This is a genomic window from Pantoea coffeiphila (assembly GCF_016909495.1).
GTDB lineage: Bacteria > Pseudomonadota > Gammaproteobacteria > Enterobacterales > Enterobacteriaceae > Erwinia > Erwinia coffeiphila.
On the sequence record NZ_JAFBFW010000001.1, the window covers coordinates 933791 to 949555 of the forward strand.

Sequence of the window (15765 nt, forward strand, 5' to 3'; positions counted from 1 at the left end):
ATGACTCAGCATCAACAGCAGGAACACAGCAGCGAGCAGCGCCGGTCAGCGTTTGACTATCCGAAGTATCAACAGGCTTCGAAACTCAATTTGCAGGCACAGAAACCCCGGGATGGAAAACTGTGCGCCACTCTCGAAGAGGCCGTTCGCCGTTCGGGGCTCAAAGACGGTATGACCGTTTCCTTCCATCACGCTTTTCGAGGTGGCGATCTGACGCTGAACGCGGTGATGGAGACCCTTGCCCGTATGGGATTTAAAAACCTGACGCTGGCCTCCAGTTCGCTGAACGACTGCCACGCGCCGCTGGTCGATCACATCCGCAATAACGTGGTCAGCCGCATTTACACCTCCGGCCTGCGTGGCCCGCTGGCGGAAGCCATATCACGCGGACTGCTTGCCGAACCGGTACAGATCCACTCCCACGGCGGCCGCGTCGAGCTGGTTGAGCGCGGCGAACTGAGCATCGATGTCGCCTTTCTTGGCGTACCGGCCTGCGACCCGGCGGGGAACGCCAATGGCCGCATTGGCCGCGCCTGCTGCGGCTCATTAGGCTATGCCAAAGTCGATGCCGATTACGCCCATAAGGTGGTGCTGCTGACCGAAGAAATCGTCAGCTACCCGCACGCACCGGCCAGCATTGCGCAGGATCGGGTCGATCTGATTGTTCAGGTCGATCGCGTAGGCGATGCCGACAAAATCGGCGCGGATGCCACCCGCATGACCACCAACCCTCGTGAGCTGCTGATCGCCCGCAGCGCCGCCGAAGTGGTGGTTAACTCCGGCTACTTTAAGGAAGGCTTTTCGCTGCAAACCGGTACCGGCGGGGCCTCACTGGCGGTGACCCGTTTCCTGGAGGACAGCATGCGCCGCCGCGATGTTCACGCCGCGTTTGCCCTTGGCGGCATTACCGCCGCGATGGTCGACCTGCACGAAAAGGGGCTGATCGGCAAGCTGCTCGACGTGCAAAGCTTTGACCGCCACGCGGCGGAATCGCTGGCGCGCAACCCAAACCATATTGAGATCAGCGCCAACCAGTACGCCAACTGGAGTTCAAAAGGTGCCTCGGTCGATCGCCTGGATGTGGTGATCCTCAGCGCGCTGGAGGTGGACACCAGTTTTAACGTTAACGTGCTGACCGGTTCCGACGGCGTGCTGCGCGGCGCTTCAGGCGGCCACTGCGACACGGCGGTTGCCGCCGCGCTGTCGATTATCGTTGCTCCGCTGGTTCGGGGCCGTATCCCAACGCTGGTTGATAAGGTCACCACCTGCGTGACGCCGGGTTCCAGCATCGACATTTTGGTTACCGATCACGGTATTGCCGTTAATCCGGCCCGCCCCGAACTGGCCGATCGGCTGAAAGAGGCCGGTATGAAGGTGGTGCCGATTGAATGGCTGCGCGAGCGGGCAGAACTGCTGACCGGTAAGCCTCAGCCGATTGCCTTTACCGACCGAACAATTGCGGTGGTGCGCTACCGCGACGGCTCGGTGATTGATGTCGTTCGTCAGGTCAGGGAGTGAATCATGCCGCTATATATCACCTCGGCCACCCGCGCCGTTATCACCGTGGAACAGCTGCTGACCAGCCGGGATGCACGCCGCGCACGTCAGCAGGAATGGCTGGCGCACGATGCCAGTACGTTAATTTCCTTCACCGTTCTGGCACCGGGATCGGTAAAAGACAGCCCGCTCACGCGGCACATTTTCAATCGCGGCCTGCGGGCGTTACGGCAGTTACTTGCCGAGTCCGGCTGGGAAATCAACCGCCAGCGCTGCGTTGCGCTACCCAGCGGCCCGGAAGGTCTGCTGGCGGTTAGCGCTCCCGCCGAACGGGTGAAACGTGCGCTGATCGCTCTCGAGCAGGCTTCGCCACTGGGCAGGCTGTGGGATTTTGACGTGCTCACGTCGCAGGGAACGCTCCTGTCGCGCAAAGACTTCGGCCTGCCTCCCCGCACCTGTCTGCTGTGTCAGCAGGAGGCCTCGGTTTGCGCCCGCAATCGTGCACATCCGGTGACCGACCTGCTCCGCCAGATGGACGCGCTGCTCCAGAAGGCTGATGCCATTAACCCTCATTAAATCCCTGATAGAGGATCGATTATGTCCATTGCGAAAGATAAGATATGGAAATCTCTGGCACCGCTGATTGTTCTCGCCATTATGCTGCTGATCCCGGTGCCTGACGGCATGCCGCCGCAGGCCTGGCACTATTTCGCGGTATTTGTGGCGATGATTGTTGGGATGATCCTGGAACCTATCCCGGCAACCGCGATCAGTTTTATCGCCGTAACCATTTGCGTTATCGGCAGTCACTACGTGTTGTTTGATGCCTCCGAGCTGGCAGATCCGGAATTTAACGCCGGTAAACAGGCGCTGAAATGGGGGCTGGCGGGCTTTTCCAGCTCGACGGTCTGGCTGGTGTTCGGCGCATTTATCTTTGCGCTGGGCTATGAAGTCACCGGCCTCGGTCGTCGTATCGCACTGTTTATGGTTAAGTTTATGGGTAAGCGCACACTGACGCTGGGCTACGCCATCGTAATCATCGACATTATGCTGGCACCGTTTACCCCTTCCAATACCGCACGCACCGGCGGCACGGTGTTCCCGGTAATCAAAAACCTGCCGCCGCTGTTTAAATCGTTCCCCAACGATCCCTCGTCAAAGCGCATCGGCGGCTACCTGATGTGGATGATGGTGATAGGCACCAGCCTCAGCTCATCGATGTTTATTACCGGTGCCGCGCCTAACGTGCTGGGCCTGGAGTTTGTGGGTAAAATTGCCGGTATTCATATCAGCTGGCTGCAGTGGTTCCTCAGCTTCCTGCCGGTGGGGATTATCCTGCTGATCGTGGCACCCTGGCTGTCCTATATTCTTTATAAGCCAGAGATCACCCACAGCGAGGAAGTCTCAAACTGGGCGGGTGGCGCGCTAAAAGAGATGGGTCGCCTGACGCGCCAGGAGATGACGCTGATTGGTCTGGTGCTGCTGAGTCTGTCTTTGTGGGTATTTGGCGGCAAAATTATTAACGCCACGGCGGTCGGCCTGCTGGCGGTATCCCTGATGCTGGCGCTGCACGTGGTTCCGTGGAAGGACATCACTAAATATCACAGCGCCTGGAATACGCTGGTTAACCTCGCCACGCTGGTGGTGATGGCGAATGGCCTGACCCGCTCCGGCTTTATCGACTGGTTTGCCAACACCATGAGTCGCCATCTGGAGGGATTCTCCCCAAGCGGCACGGTGGTGGCGCTGGTGCTGGTGTTCTACTTTGCCCACTATCTGTTTGCCAGCCTGTCGGCCCACACCGCGACCATGCTGCCGATGATCCTTGCCGTGGGGAAAGGTATTCCCGGCGTGCCGATGGAGCACCTGTGTATCCTGCTGGTGCTGTCTATTGGGATTATGGGCTGCCTGACGCCGTATGCCACCGGTCCAGGCGTGATTATCTACGGCTGCGGCTACGTTAAGTCGAAAGATTACTGGCGGCTGGGCGCGATATTCGGCGTGGTGTTTATTTCGCTACTGCTGCTGGTTGGCTGGCCGATTCTGGCGCTGTGGAGCTGATTTCATCGGGGGAGATTTTTTGGGGCAGACTGCACTGGCTTTCTGCCCCTTCTTTATGACACTCCGGATGCCCGAGTTTGTCGGGCTACTCGTATTGGCATTACCCTTCTTTCAGCGTGATTTACGCATAAGCCGCATCGAAAAATGCTTTCTCTAATCCAACAGCACGGCGGAATAGATCCTCACACTGCGAGGCTTCTGCTGGCCCAACACGATCCAGTTCCTCGCGGATAAACGCCACAAACGCATTGAAATCAGGGTTGTCGTGCAACGTGACCCACTCGGCGTAGACAAAATTCTCCGGCAGCGGTCGGGCAGCCTGAGTCGCCCAATCATAATACAGCCATTCAGCAACGTTCAGCACCGTCAGTACTGCCGCATAGCTGCGGGTGGCTGCCGCTTCACGCATGATGGCTTTGAACCCGGCCGTGGGCGCGGTGTCCGGCTGTTCGTTACGTAGCTGCTCACTGACGCCCAGCGCGGTAAACGAACGCAGGAAATAGGTGTTTTCTTCGGAGGAAACCATCCCGGCAAAGCGGCCAAAACGCAGGCGTGCTTCGGTGGTATCCGCACTGGCCATTGCCGCACCAACCAGGATCAGGAAGCTGTCGAGGAAGCGGTGATCCTGAATCAGATAATTGATCATCACGCGGTCGTCAACGGTGCCAGTCACCAGCTCCTCAACGAAACGGTGATTAACGGCCGCCGACCAGGTTGGCAGATTCTGGTTACGCAGGATTTCGGTAAAACGTTCGGTCATCGTGTTGTCCTGTAAAGTAAAGACAGCGCGACTGAATGTGGATACTCTGGCCGCCTCGATCGGAGGCAGGCAAAAGTCAGACAGGTTGCGCCATCCCTTCGCCGGCATTATCCGGATCAGGTATTAAGGGTCTTCGCACCGTTGCAAGTGCAAACTCTCAGCCCGCTGGTGGGCTCCCCCTGGAAAGGTTCGGCAAGGAACATAACCTGTCAGTTCAGATGTTGTAAACAAAAACTCTAAGACTGAAAAACTGTACAGCGGACGAAATAAAATCAATACGGTATCTTTGCGAGGTCATCTTCACTCAAGCCGGTTATCTTCATCACCGTGATCGAGTCCAACCCATTGTGCAGCATCATTCGCGCAATTTTCAGCGTAGCTGAACGTTCGCCGCGCTGCTCCCCGAGCAGAATCCCTTTTTTCATTCCTTTCTCTTCAAGCTGCTCTGCAAGAGTCATTAGCTGATCCTTATGCGACGGCACGCGCAGTGCCAGTTTACGGATAAAAACCTCTGCATCGGACAATTCCGCCGTGTGCGCAAAGTAGTTTACCAGCGTAACAAACTGCTGTCCCGTCATGTGTTTTGCCAAAATCAGGGTTGCCAACCGGTCCAACAGCCCGGCGAGATCGCGCTGATGGATATGTTTTTCATGTTTGAAAAATTACCGAATAAGGCACAACGGCATAGACATAATTCTGCGTATTGCCTCGCATAAATAAATGTAAATTATATGCAATAACCAGCATGCCTTCATAAAAAATCGAATTTACCCGCTTCGGCATTTTTGGTTTAAAAAATTGACCGACACTGGAACATACTCACCTCGTTTTTAAACCTGAGAAAATAATTAAAAAACTCAGACACCGCCCTCTCGAGTTACTTCAACGATCAAAACCCGCATTGCTAATAAACGAGCACCAAATAGCGAAAAAATAATTCACACTCAAGGCATCAAAACTGATGAAAAATGGCCAGGGAAAGACCAAAAATCACACCAAATGTTCAACCACCTCCCGGCTATGCCGCTGGACCAGCGGGATCGTTGCCTGCGTTGCTGTGGCTGCCGTGCTTGCCTGGTTAGTCACTCTTATCATCCCCAAACCTGGCTATCCCCTCGCTAAAATATCCTTACCGATGGATGAACAACAGGTTGCACGCGGTGAATATCTGGCTCGCGTGGGTGACTGTGTTGCCTGTCATACGGCCCCCGGTAAACCGGCGTTTAGTGGCGGTTTACCCATCGCCTCCCCGATTGGTGGCATGATCCCGCCGAACATCACGCCGGATAAGAAAACCGGCATTGGTAACTATTCGTTTGGTGACTTTGAACGTGCGGTCAGATACGGCATTGCTCCTTCAGGTGACACGTTATACCCCGCCATGCCGTGGACCTCTTACTCGCGTATTACTGACAACGACATGGCTGCGCTTTATGCCTATTTCATGCACGGTGTCACGCCTGTCGCGGCTCCCCGCGAGCACAACACCATTCCCTGGCCGCTCTCGATGCGCTGGCCCATGACCTGGTGGCGCTGGCTCTTTGCACCAAAACCGCTGCCGCCGGGTCCGTTGCCGAAGGAACCGGTTGCGCTGGGTGCTTATTATGTCACCGGCCTCGGCCACTGCGGTGCCTGCCATACGCCCCGCGCCATCACGCTGCAGGAAGTCGTTTTTGATAACAGCAAAGGCAGCCAGTATTTATCCGGCGGTCAGGTCATTGATGGCTATTCGGTACCCTCATTACGCGGCGAGCAGCGTTCAGGGCTGGGGCAAACCCACGCTGATGAAATCGTTGCGCTACTGAAAACCGGTCGTTCGGATAAAACCGCTACCTTTGGTCCGATGTCCGACGTTGTCACCCACTCCACGCAATACATGTCGGACAGCGATCTTTCGGCCATCGCCGCTTATCTGCGCTCGTTACAGCCGAATATCATACAGGATAAGGCCTATTACGATTTAACAACCCTGAATCAATTATCGCGAGGAGAGGACTTAAGCCCCGGAGAAAAACAGTATTTATCCCACTGCGAAGGCTGCCATTTATCTAACGGACTGGGCTACAAAAATAAATTCCCGGCGCTGGCATTAAATACCATGGTCAATAATCCCGATCCGGCCAGCTTAATAAAAATTGTGCTGGAAGGCGCAACCAATGCCGAAACAAAACACAACGACACGCTTTATTCTATGCCCGCTTATACCGATTCACTCAGCGACGGAAATATCGCCGATATATTGAATTTCATTCGTTCGTCATGGGGCAATCAGGCACCTGAAGTGTCCTCTTCAGCGGTGGCCGAGGTGCGGAAAAATATAACAACACGCAACGCTAACAGCGTACGCGACTAATGAGAACTGACGGAGTGGGTATGAAAAACAGCAATCGCCGCTTACTGATATGGCTTTTCCTGACCAGCATGGCGATTTTCGCTGCGCCGCAGGCGCTGGCGATGTCAGATGGTACGGATGGTAAAAGCCAGGAATTTGCGCAGCCCGAAACGGCCAGCCGCTGCATGAGCTGCCATGGTCCGGGCGGTATAAGCCAGAATCCGGAGTGGCCCAATCTGGCCGGGCAAAAAGCGCCCTATTTGCGCAGTCAGCTCCGGGCCTTTCGTGACGGCAGCCGTAAAAACGGCATGATGCAGAACGTTGTTAACGGTCTGACAGACACCGATATCAGTCAGCTTTCCCATTACTTTAGCCAGTTGCCTTCCGCCAACCCGTAATCTGACAAGGAGCTTTTGTGCAGACGTTATTACTGGCACGCAGACATTTCCTCAAGGCCGCAGCTGCCGTTGGCATACTATTTTCCGGCCTGCTTCGCCCGGTAGCCAGTTTTGCTACCGGCAGCGCTCCTGTTCGACCGGAAGGCTTCAAGGGGCCCTTTATCAGCCACGCCGACCCGCGCTATTTTCGCTGGTTCTGGGCGATGACCTGGTACAATAAAAAGCCGAAACGATTCCCTGATGTGATTGCTCAGCCGCTGGACGCTGAAGATATAAAAATCCTGCTGATCTATGCAAAGCAGACGGGGCGTCGGGTTGCACTGCGCAGCTCCGGGCATAACATCACGCTAGCCCCGTTACGTAACGGCGCAGTGACCATCGACATGTCGCGTTTTAACAGTATTGAGCTGGACCCGCAGACCAAAACCGCCTGGGCCGGACCCGGGGTTCTTAGTCAGGAACTTAACGAGGCCACCTTTGATAAAGGGCTGGTGTTCCCCGGGGCGCATACCGGATTCGTTACCCTCGGTGGATTTCTGTTAGGCGGCGGCATGGGCTGGAATATGCCCGCCTATGGTATGGCGTGTGGGTCGATTCTGGCAGCCGAGGTGATGTTAGCGGACGGTTCCATCGTTATGGCCTCGCCGGATGAAAACCCGGATTTGTACTGGGCCATTCGCGGCGTTGGCCCGGGATTTTTCGCCGTGGTTCTGCGTTACAGGCTCCAGTTGCACAATGCGCCTACGGCGATTATGAACAGCTTTTACTTTCCCGTTACGGACCTGCGCCCCGCGCTGGATGAAATCATGACGCTGCTGCCGGCCAATGCGAAGCGCTCGGAGATCCTCGGCGCGCTGGGCAAGTTCTCCCCGCCGGGCACACCGCCGTCAGAACAGCGCTGGCATCTGGCGCTTAACGTGATTTCATTTGGTAGTACGGAGGCGGAAGCACGGGAAGTGGCCGACATTTTTAATAACAGCAAACTCCCGGATTTGTGCACCCTGCAAAGCGTGCATAACCGCTCGCTGACCTATCTGGATCTGTTCCAGGCGCTGGGCGCAACGGATGCCTACAGCACCAGCAGAACCAGCGAAACGGCCTTTTTCACCGATCGGCCAGAGCTGGCGCTGCCGGTTGTTGCCGAACTGCTGGAAAACGAAGCCGTCGATTCGCGTTCATTTGGTTTTTCGGTGATTGATACCAATCCGACGGTGCCGGAACCGTGCAGCTTTACCTACTGGGCACCGCACTATATTTCCTGGTATCTGATCGGCTCAACGGAAGAAGAAATTGAGGCGAACAGGAAGCTGATGCTGAAACTCAACGCGGCGATCAAACCGTACGCGAAAGGTTACTACATTAACGAAATCGATTTGGATGTCGCCCCGGAGATGGTGAATCAATGTTTTTCTGCCGAGAAATGGCAGAAGCTGAACCAGGTTCGGGAAATGTACGATCCGGAAAAACGCTTTTACAGCTATATCAAGCAGGAGCAGGACGGAGTTGTTGTCTCTGACATGTGAGGGACAGGAGGCAGTCTGCGCATGCTTTGCGCGTCAATTGCAGCATGCGGCAACAGATAATGGCTCATTGATAATCAGTCATCAATTCTTGATTTCTTAGTTTGGCTTTGAAAAAGTCACTTTGACCTTCATCCAGGCAGCCATTGTGCGCAAGTGCACAATGGCTAGCCATAGTACGGTTACCTGCTGTTCTGTTCCGCATCCCGGCACGGTACTTCCGCCAGCAGCAGCGAAAAATCTTTTAGCGTGCGTTCCAGTGCCCCGTCGTTATTCAGGGTCACGCATCCCATTGAGATCGGCTCTGCCGCACGCTGCATGCGTCGGGTAATTTCGCTTTCATCCTCACGTCCGCGCTGGCGCAGCCGCTTCGCCAGCACCTCCGGCGAAACCTGCAGGCACACCGGCAGCAGACGGTCGCCGTAGCGCTGCTGTGCTACCGCCAAATGGCGGCGCGAACCATTGACCACCACGTCCAGCCCGGCAGCCAGCCACAGATCGATTTCGGTGCCCAGCGCGTAGTAAAACTGGTGCGCCTGCCACTCAATGGCAAACATGCCGAACTCGCTGCGGCGCAGGAACTCATGCTCGCTGAGCGCAATATGATTTTCCCCTCCGGCAGAGGCGCTGCGGGTAATATAGCGGTGCGCCACTACCACCCGATCGGGAGCGCTTTCGCGCAGCGCCAGCAGCAGGCTATCCTTGCCGGAGCCGGATGCCCCCATCAGCCAGATTAACCGCGCCATCAGAACACCATCCGACCTTTCGCCCAGACGTTTTTGATATAGACCTGTTCTCTCGGCTGATGAACCAGCACCAGATCCGCACGTTTTCCTTCGGCAATCACGCCGCGATCGGTCAGTCCGATGGCGTGCGCCGGGTTTCGGGTGACCAGCGCAACGGCGGCAGGCAGATCCATCGCGATCTCGTCATCAGCAGCCAGACGGAAGGCGGCATCCAGCAGGCTGGCCGGGTAGTAATCCGAGGAAAGGATATCCAGCAGCCCCTTCGAGGCCAGGTCGCGTGCCGCCACGTTGCCGGAGTGCGATCCGCCGCGAACGATATTCGGCGCGCCCATCAGCACCTGTAGCCCCATCTCGCGCGATGAACGTGCGGCCTCTTCGGTGGTCGGGAATTCGGCGACCGTGCTGCCCACGCCTTTCGATTCCAGCACGTGGTCGTGGGTGGCGTCATCATGGCTGGCCAGCGGAATATGATACTGGCGGCACCAGGCGGAGATCGCCTCACGATTTGGCGTGGACCAGCGCGCGGCAAGGCGCAGCTGATCGGCCTGATAGGCATCCAGCTGCTCGTCGTTCATCTGGTATTTCCCGCCGAAATAGGTACGCCACGCGTCCAGCGAAACGTACTGGCGCTGGCCCGGCGAGTGGTCCATCAGTGAGACCAGCGACAGCGCCGGATTGCACATCAGCTGTTCAAACAGCGGCAGCGTGGAGTCGTGCGGCAGCTCGCAGCGCAGATGCAGGCGATGCTCGGCGCGGTTCAGGCCATGTTTTTCACTGTGGCGGATGGCGTTAATCATCTTGTTGAGATTTTCCATACGGTGGCCGCCGTCGCGCACGTCGCCCACGCCGATGGCATCCAGCACCGTGGTGATCCCGCTGGCGATAATCAGCGCATCGTGGCTGCTCATTGCCGAATGCGCGGGCCAGTCCACCTTCGGGCGCGGGGTGAAGAATTTATCCAGGTTATCGGTGTGCAGCTCCACCATGCCGGGCATCAGCCAGCCGCCTTCACCATCAATGGCACCCGGCAGCTGACTTGGCGTTTCGGCATAGGCGGTAATAATGCCGTTATCACAGGCCAGCGAGCCGCTGACCACTTCCCGTTCGAGGATAAGCTTTACGTTGTTAATGATCATACGGCGTGCTCCGGGGTAACAGACTGCATCACATGCAGACGATCGGCGACGCGTTCGCGCACCGCATTATCATGAAAAATTCCGACGATGGCGGCACCGCGGGCGCGCGCCTGCTCAATCAGTGAAACCACTGCCGCACAGTTCACGCTGTCGAGTGAAGCGGTCGGCTCATCCAGCAGCAGAATCGGGGATTCGGCGATAAATCCGCGGGCGATGTTCACGCGCTGTTGTTCCCCGCCGGAAAAGGTTGACGGCGGCAGCGACCACAGACGCGACGGCACGTTCAGATGCCCCAACAACGCCTGCGCCCGCTCTTCGCTTTCTGCCCGATCCACGCCGCGCTCCAGCAGCGGCTGCATCACCACTTCCAGCGTACTGATACGCGGGATCACCCGCAGAAACTGGCTGACCCAGCCAATTGTGTCGCGGCGCAGCGCGAGGATCTGCCTGGCCGGAGCGCTGACCAGATCCACCCACTGCTGATGGTGTTCAACCCAGATATGGCCGCTGTCCGGCAGATAGTTACCGTACAGCGAACGCAGCAGCGTGGATTTACCGCTGCCGGAATGGCCGTGCAGCACCACGCATTCGCCGGCGGCCACCTGAAGGGACGCATTATTCAGCACCGGAAGCCTTGCGCCGTGCTGGTTGTGCATGACGAAGGTTTTAGACAAATTCTCGATGCGCAGTTTGAGGTTCATAGCGGTTTCTCAACATGGGTTACAGAATGGATGACACCAGCAGCTGGGTATAGGGATGATGCGGATCGTCGAGCACCCTGTCGGTCAGACCGCTCTCCACCACCTGTCCCTGCTTCATCACCAGCAAACGATGGGCCAGCAGGCGCGCCACACCGAGGTCATGGGTGACAATCACTACCGCCAGATTGAGATCGCGCACCAGGTTACGCAGCAGATCCAGCAGCCTCGCCTGCACCGACACATCCAGTCCGCCGGTCGGTTCATCCATAAATACCAGCTTCGGCCCGGTGACCAGGTTGCGGGCAATCTGCAAACGCTGCTGCATACCGCCGGAGAAAGTGCCCGGCAGGTCATCGATGCGCGCCAGCGGGATTTCCACATCTTCCAGCCACTGGCCGGCCTTCTCGCGGATCTGCCCGTAGTGGCGCTCGCCGACCGCCATCAGTCGCTCGCCGATATTGCCACCGGCCGATACCTGCGCCCGTAATCCGTCCATCGGATACTGATGCACCACGCCCCACTGGGTGCGCAGCAGGCGACGGCGTTCACTTTCGCTCATCGCATAAAGGTCATTACCCTGATAGATAATTTCACCCTGCTGCGGCGGCAGTCGGGCCGAAATCGCCTTCAACAGAGTGGTTTTACCGGAGCCGGACTCGCCGACGATCCCCAGCACTTCACCGGGATAGAGTTCAAATGACACATCGCTGAAACCCTTACCCGGCGCGTAAAGATGGGTAAGCTGATTGACCGTCAGCAGCGGTGACTCATTGTTCATGACTGGCTTTCCTGTTGCTGATGGCAGTAATCGGTATCGGAGCAGACGAACATCCTGGTGCCGCTATCGTCCATCACCACCTCGTCCAGATAGCTTGTGCGCGATCCGCAGATGGCGCAGGGCTGATCCCACTGCTGGACCGTGAACGGATGATCGTCGAAGTCGAGGCTTTCCACTTTGGTATACGGCGGCAGCGCGTAGATGCGCTTCTCACGCCCGGCGCCGAACAGCTGTAAGGCAGGCATCATATGCATTTTCGGGTTGTCGAATTTCGGAATCGGCGACGGGTCCATCACGTAGCGATCGTTGACCTTCACCGGGTAGGCGTAGGTGGTGGCGATGTGGCCGTAGCGAGCGATATCCTCATACAGCTTCACCTGCATGATGCCGTACTCTTCCAGCGCGTGCATGGTGCGGGTTTCGGTTTCGCGCGGCTCGATAAAACGCAGCGGCTCGGGGATAGGCACCTGATAAATCAGCACCTGATCTTCGGTCAGCGGAGTTTCAGGAATGCGGTGGCGGGTCTGGATCAGCGTAGCATCTACGGTACGCTCGGTTACCGCTGCGCCGCTAACCCGCTGGAAAAAGCGACGGATAGAAACCGCATTGGTGGTATCGTCGGCCCCCTGATCGATCACCTTCAGTACATCGTGTTCGCCAATCATACTGGCGGTCAGCTGGATGCCGCCGGTTCCCCAGCCGTAGGGCATCGGCATTTCACGCCCGCCGAACGGAACCTGATAACCGGGGATCGCCACCGCCTTGAGGATCGCCCGGCGGATAGTGCGTTTACTTTGCTCATCCAGATAGCCCGGATTGTAACCATGCAGTTCAGCCACGTTGCTTCTCCTGATACTCCGCGCGCAGGCGCTTTAACAGTTCCAGCTCGGCCTGGAAATCGACGTAGTGCGGCAGCTTCAGGTGCGAAACAAAGCCCGCCGCCTCAACGTTATCCGCGTGCGACAGAACAAATTCCTCGTCCTGTGCCGGGCTGGTGATGCGCTCGCCGTACTCATCGGTTTGCAGCGCACGATCCACCAGCGCCATCGCCATCGCTTTACGCTCGGCGCGGCCAAAGACCAGGCCGTAGCCGCGGGTGAAATGCGGTGCGGCATCGGCGGGGGTGGTAAAGCCGTTGACCATTTCACACTCGGTCAGCAGGATTTCACCGATCTCCAGCGGGAAGCCCAGCTCCTCGGGCGCGATTTCCACCGTGACGTAGCCGGTACGGATCTCACCGGCAAACGGATGGGTGCGGCCGTAGCCGCGCTGGGTGGAATAGCCCAGCGCCAGCAGGAAACCCTCATCGCCGCGCACCAACTGCTGTAGCTTCGCCGAACGCGGTAGCGGATAGGATGGCGGATCGCGTGTAATATCCAGCGGTTCACTGCCGTCATCCTCTTCGGCAATTGCCAGTCCTTCACGGGTCATCAGGTCAAACATATGCGGGCAGCGCTCGTCTAGCGGCTGTTCGGCACGCTGCGCGGGCGGCGTTTTTCCCTCGGCCAGCAGGGTAAAATCCAGCAGGCGGTGGGTATAATCGTAGGTTGGTCCCAGTAGCTGGCCGCCGGGCAGGTCTTTATAAACGGCGGAGATTCGGCGCTCCACGCGCATTTTTCCGCTGTCCAGCGGCAGGCTGTCGGCCAGGCGCGGCAGCGTGGTGCGATAGGCGCGCAGCAGGAAAATCGCTTCAACCAGATCGCCGCTGGCCTGCTTGATGGCCAGCGCGGCCAGCTCGCGGTCGTGAATGCCGCCCTCGGTCATCACCCGGTCCACCGCCAGGCCCAGCTGCTGGTCTATCTGTTCGCACTGCAACTCTGCTTCATTACGGTCGCCACGGCGCAGATCTTCCTGTAGCCGGTGGGCGGCGGCTATCGCCTTCTCGCCCCCTTTCACCGCGACGTACATCAGCACACCTCCACGTTGGTGGTGCGCGGCAGGGCCATCATATTTTCGCCACAGGTGAAGATCAGATCGATCCCCTGAGGGAAGGTATGCGCGCGTTTGCGCAGGAATTTCAGCACGCTTTCCGGCAGCTGCGGCGCAATCGCCCGGGTTTCCATCAGTCCGGGACCGCGCAGGCGCAGCGTCAGACCACCGCTCAGCCCGGCGACATCAATAATCAGCGTGCTACTTTTTTCCGGCGAGACGTTATCGCCCGGCGAGAAGCTGGCGATATCAACGGCGGATTTGGCATGCAGCAGGGCAAACGGCGCGTCGGTACGATCGGTAACCGGCGCACCGGTGTGAAAACGCAGATTGTTCAGCAGCGCTTCATCGTGGAAACGTTCATCGATCCACAGCGGCGTTTCGCGATCCACCAGCGTCATCAGCACCGCCGTTGCCGCCACCGAGGTACGCCCCCAGGCGGGCAACGACGGCAGAGAAACCATCACGCCCGGCTCGCTCATGGCTTTAAGAATACGGCGGAAGGCGTGCTGGGCATCGGCAACCGGATGGCTGAAACTGGCGAGTAGAGTCATTAATTGTCTCCCCTGACGAGGGTGAAGAAGTCAACGCGACTGCTGGCAACTTCGCGGGAACGCAGCAGCAGCTGTTCCTGACGTGCGGCGGCCAGCGGCGCAATAATCTGTTGGTGAAGAGTCTGTGCGCTGTCGCCCTGTAGCAGGGCATCCAGCAGCGCGCAGCGTTCCGCGTGGGCTTTATCGCGCCCGATAATATAGCTGTAGCCGCAGGTGCCATTTTCCAGCTGGACCACCGCGCGGGTGACGGTGGTATCGCCAAGAATAAAGCGTCGCCCGGTTCCCCCCATTCGCGCCTGGAGGCGGGTCAGCCCGGTTTCCGGCGCGCGCAGCAGTTGGTACTGCGGTTGCAGCGTTGATGGCCAGTGCGCCAGCAGCTGTTGCGGGCTGCTGTGGGCCAGTACTGAGAGCCAGTGCTGGCGGGCCTTATGTGCTTCCATTTAATGCTCCAGCGTGAGTTCAATCATGTCGGCACGCGTCAGGCTGACGGAGTATTCCGCCATCGCGCCGCTGCCGTTACGGGTATTCAGGGTGCGCACGCAGAGCAGCGGTGCATGCAGCGTGACTTCCAGCAGACGGCTCTCTTTTGCCTGTGCGCGGCGGGCAGCGATGCGCGTCTGCTTGCGCGTCAGATCTTCGCCCAGCTGCTGGCTGATAAAGTCGTGCAGCGATCCGCTGGTAAACTTTTGCAGCTGCGGCCACCAGTCCAGATCGGGCAGGTAGTGATTAATCACGCACACCGGCACGCCGTTAACCCGGCGAAGGGTGCGCAGGTGGATCACCGTATCGCCCTCGTTACAGGCCAGCGCGGCGGCCACTTCAGCGTTGCAGGGGCGTAACACGGCCAGCAGGCGTTCGCTGGTGGGATGGCTCCCCTGCTCCATCAGGTTCTGGCTGAACCGCGCCTGTGCGTGCAGCGGGTAGTCGTACGGACGCATCAGCACCAGAATGCCAACGCCCTGACGGCGCTGAACCAGCCCTTTATCAACCAGTTCATCCACCGCGCGGCGCAGGGTATGACGGTTGACCTCATAGTGTGCGGCCAGCTGTTTTTCCGATGGCAGATACTCTCCACAGCGATAGCGGCTGCGCAGTTCATCTTCCAGCCGGGCGGCGATGGCCTGATATAAAGTGGTCGGATGTCTGGATAAGTTGAGCATTAAAAAAATCTCCACAGCGTCATACCCGGCGGGAAGCTGTTGTCTGCAAATTGCTGCTTCCTGCCACCGATGGGCGTTACTTTGCCGGGGTTGTGTGACACTGCGGTTAAGGGGAGATGACGTTTGTGAAAAGCTGCTAAAGCAGAGGATTCGCTGGCCGTCAGGTACTCAGGTTGACCGTTACGGGCAGATC

16 protein-coding genes, 1 pseudogene and 1 riboswitch are annotated in these 15765 nt (G+C 57.9%); of the genes and pseudogenes, 6 read left to right on the forward strand and 11 right to left on the reverse strand.

Annotated features, from left to right (window positions below; translation table 11 throughout):
- The 3 genes from citF to JOE09_RS04365 are packed head-to-tail and all read left to right on the forward strand — an operon-like array spanning position 1 to position 3558.
- The gene (gene citF, locus JOE09_RS04355) at positions 1-1518 is read left to right on the forward strand and encodes a citrate lyase subunit alpha (protein WP_205064922.1); all 1518 of its coding nucleotides are present in this window, start codon (positions 1-3) and stop codon (positions 1516-1518) included.
- A gap of 3 nt (positions 1519-1521) precedes the next feature.
- On the forward strand, positions 1522-2073 hold the full coding sequence (gene citX / locus JOE09_RS04360) for a citrate lyase holo-[acyl-carrier protein] synthase (protein ID WP_205064923.1): 552 nt from the start codon (positions 1522-1524) through the stop codon (positions 2071-2073).
- Positions 2074-2094: 21 nt separating this feature from the next.
- The gene (locus tag JOE09_RS04365) at positions 2095-3558 is read left to right on the forward strand and encodes an anion permease (protein ID WP_200560801.1); all 1464 of its coding nucleotides are present in this window, start codon (positions 2095-2097) and stop codon (positions 3556-3558) included.
- A 121-nt stretch (positions 3559-3679) separates the two neighbouring features.
- On the opposite strand, the gene JOE09_RS04370 is transcribed toward JOE09_RS04365, so the two are convergent.
- Both JOE09_RS04370 and JOE09_RS04375 read right to left on the reverse strand, forming a co-directional pair.
- A complete protein-coding gene (locus JOE09_RS04370; protein ID WP_205064924.1) occupies positions 3680-4318 on the reverse strand; it encodes a TenA family protein in 639 nt (212 codons plus the stop codon).
- A 76-nt stretch (positions 4319-4394) separates the two neighbouring features.
- Positions 4395-4508, reverse strand: a riboswitch (TPP riboswitch).
- Between the two features lie 82 nt (positions 4509-4590).
- A pseudogene (locus tag JOE09_RS04375) lies at positions 4591-4968 on the reverse strand (Rpn family recombination-promoting nuclease/putative transposase); the annotation flags it as partial.
- Positions 4969-5279: 311 nt separating this feature from the next.
- On the opposite strand from JOE09_RS04375, the gene JOE09_RS04380 reads away from it, so the two are divergent.
- From JOE09_RS04380 to JOE09_RS04390, 3 genes are read left to right on the forward strand one after another with little or no spacing between them, the layout of a single operon-like run.
- Complete coding sequence (locus JOE09_RS04380; RefSeq protein WP_205064926.1) at positions 5280-6671, forward strand: cytochrome c; 1392 nt, start codon at positions 5280-5282, stop codon at positions 6669-6671.
- 20 nt (positions 6672-6691) lie between these two features.
- Complete coding sequence (locus tag JOE09_RS04385) at positions 6692-7048, forward strand: c-type cytochrome (protein ID WP_205064927.1); 357 nt, start codon at positions 6692-6694, stop codon at positions 7046-7048.
- A gap of 17 nt (positions 7049-7065) precedes the next feature.
- Positions 7066-8571 (forward strand): FAD-binding protein, encoded by a 1506-nt coding sequence (locus JOE09_RS04390; protein WP_205064928.1) that lies wholly within the window; start codon positions 7066-7068, stop codon positions 8569-8571.
- A gap of 179 nt (positions 8572-8750) precedes the next feature.
- Here the strand turns inward: JOE09_RS04390 and phnN are convergent, their stop codons facing one another.
- Genes phnN through phnF form a run of 9 tightly spaced genes read right to left on the reverse strand, consistent with a single transcriptional unit; the run spans position 8751 to position 15572 of the window.
- A complete protein-coding gene (gene phnN, locus JOE09_RS04395; protein ID WP_205064929.1) occupies positions 8751-9314 on the reverse strand; it encodes a ribose 1,5-bisphosphokinase in 564 nt (187 codons plus the stop codon).
- Positions 9314-10450, reverse strand: a complete 1137-nt coding sequence (gene phnM / locus JOE09_RS04400) for an alpha-D-ribose 1-methylphosphonate 5-triphosphate diphosphatase (RefSeq protein ID WP_200547816.1) — start codon at positions 10448-10450, stop codon at positions 9314-9316. Before phnM ends, phnN begins: the two co-directional genes overlap by 1 nt.
- Positions 10447-11151 (reverse strand): phosphonate C-P lyase system protein PhnL, encoded by a 705-nt coding sequence (gene phnL, locus JOE09_RS04405; protein ID WP_105594868.1) that lies wholly within the window; start codon positions 11149-11151, stop codon positions 10447-10449. The genes phnM and phnL overlap by 4 nt, the downstream gene beginning before the upstream one ends.
- Before the next feature lie 19 nt (positions 11152-11170).
- Positions 11171-11929 (reverse strand): phosphonate C-P lyase system protein PhnK, encoded by a 759-nt coding sequence (gene phnK, locus JOE09_RS04410; RefSeq protein ID WP_205064930.1) that lies wholly within the window; start codon positions 11927-11929, stop codon positions 11171-11173.
- Positions 11926-12768, reverse strand: a complete 843-nt coding sequence (locus JOE09_RS04415) for an alpha-D-ribose 1-methylphosphonate 5-phosphate C-P-lyase PhnJ (RefSeq protein ID WP_105594866.1) — start codon at positions 12766-12768, stop codon at positions 11926-11928. The genes phnK and JOE09_RS04415 overlap by 4 nt, the downstream gene beginning before the upstream one ends.
- On the reverse strand, positions 12761-13837 hold the full coding sequence (locus JOE09_RS04420) for a carbon-phosphorus lyase complex subunit (protein ID WP_205064931.1): 1077 nt from the start codon (positions 13835-13837) through the stop codon (positions 12761-12763). The genes JOE09_RS04415 and JOE09_RS04420 overlap by 8 nt, the downstream gene beginning before the upstream one ends.
- Positions 13837-14412 carry a phosphonate C-P lyase system protein PhnH gene (gene phnH, locus JOE09_RS04425; RefSeq protein ID WP_200547813.1) on the reverse strand — a complete coding sequence of 192 codons (576 nt, stop codon included), beginning with the start codon at positions 14410-14412 and terminating at the stop codon, positions 13837-13839. The genes JOE09_RS04420 and phnH overlap by 1 nt, the downstream gene beginning before the upstream one ends.
- Positions 14412-14852, reverse strand: coding sequence for a phosphonate C-P lyase system protein PhnG (gene phnG, locus JOE09_RS04430; protein WP_200547812.1), 441 nt, complete (start codon positions 14850-14852; stop codon positions 14412-14414). Before phnG ends, phnH begins: the two co-directional genes overlap by 1 nt.
- The gene (phnF, locus tag JOE09_RS04435; RefSeq protein WP_200547811.1) at positions 14853-15572 is read right to left on the reverse strand and encodes a phosphonate metabolism transcriptional regulator PhnF; all 720 of its coding nucleotides are present in this window, start codon (positions 15570-15572) and stop codon (positions 14853-14855) included. It lies immediately after the preceding gene.
- Between the last annotated feature and the right edge of the window lie 193 nt (positions 15573-15765).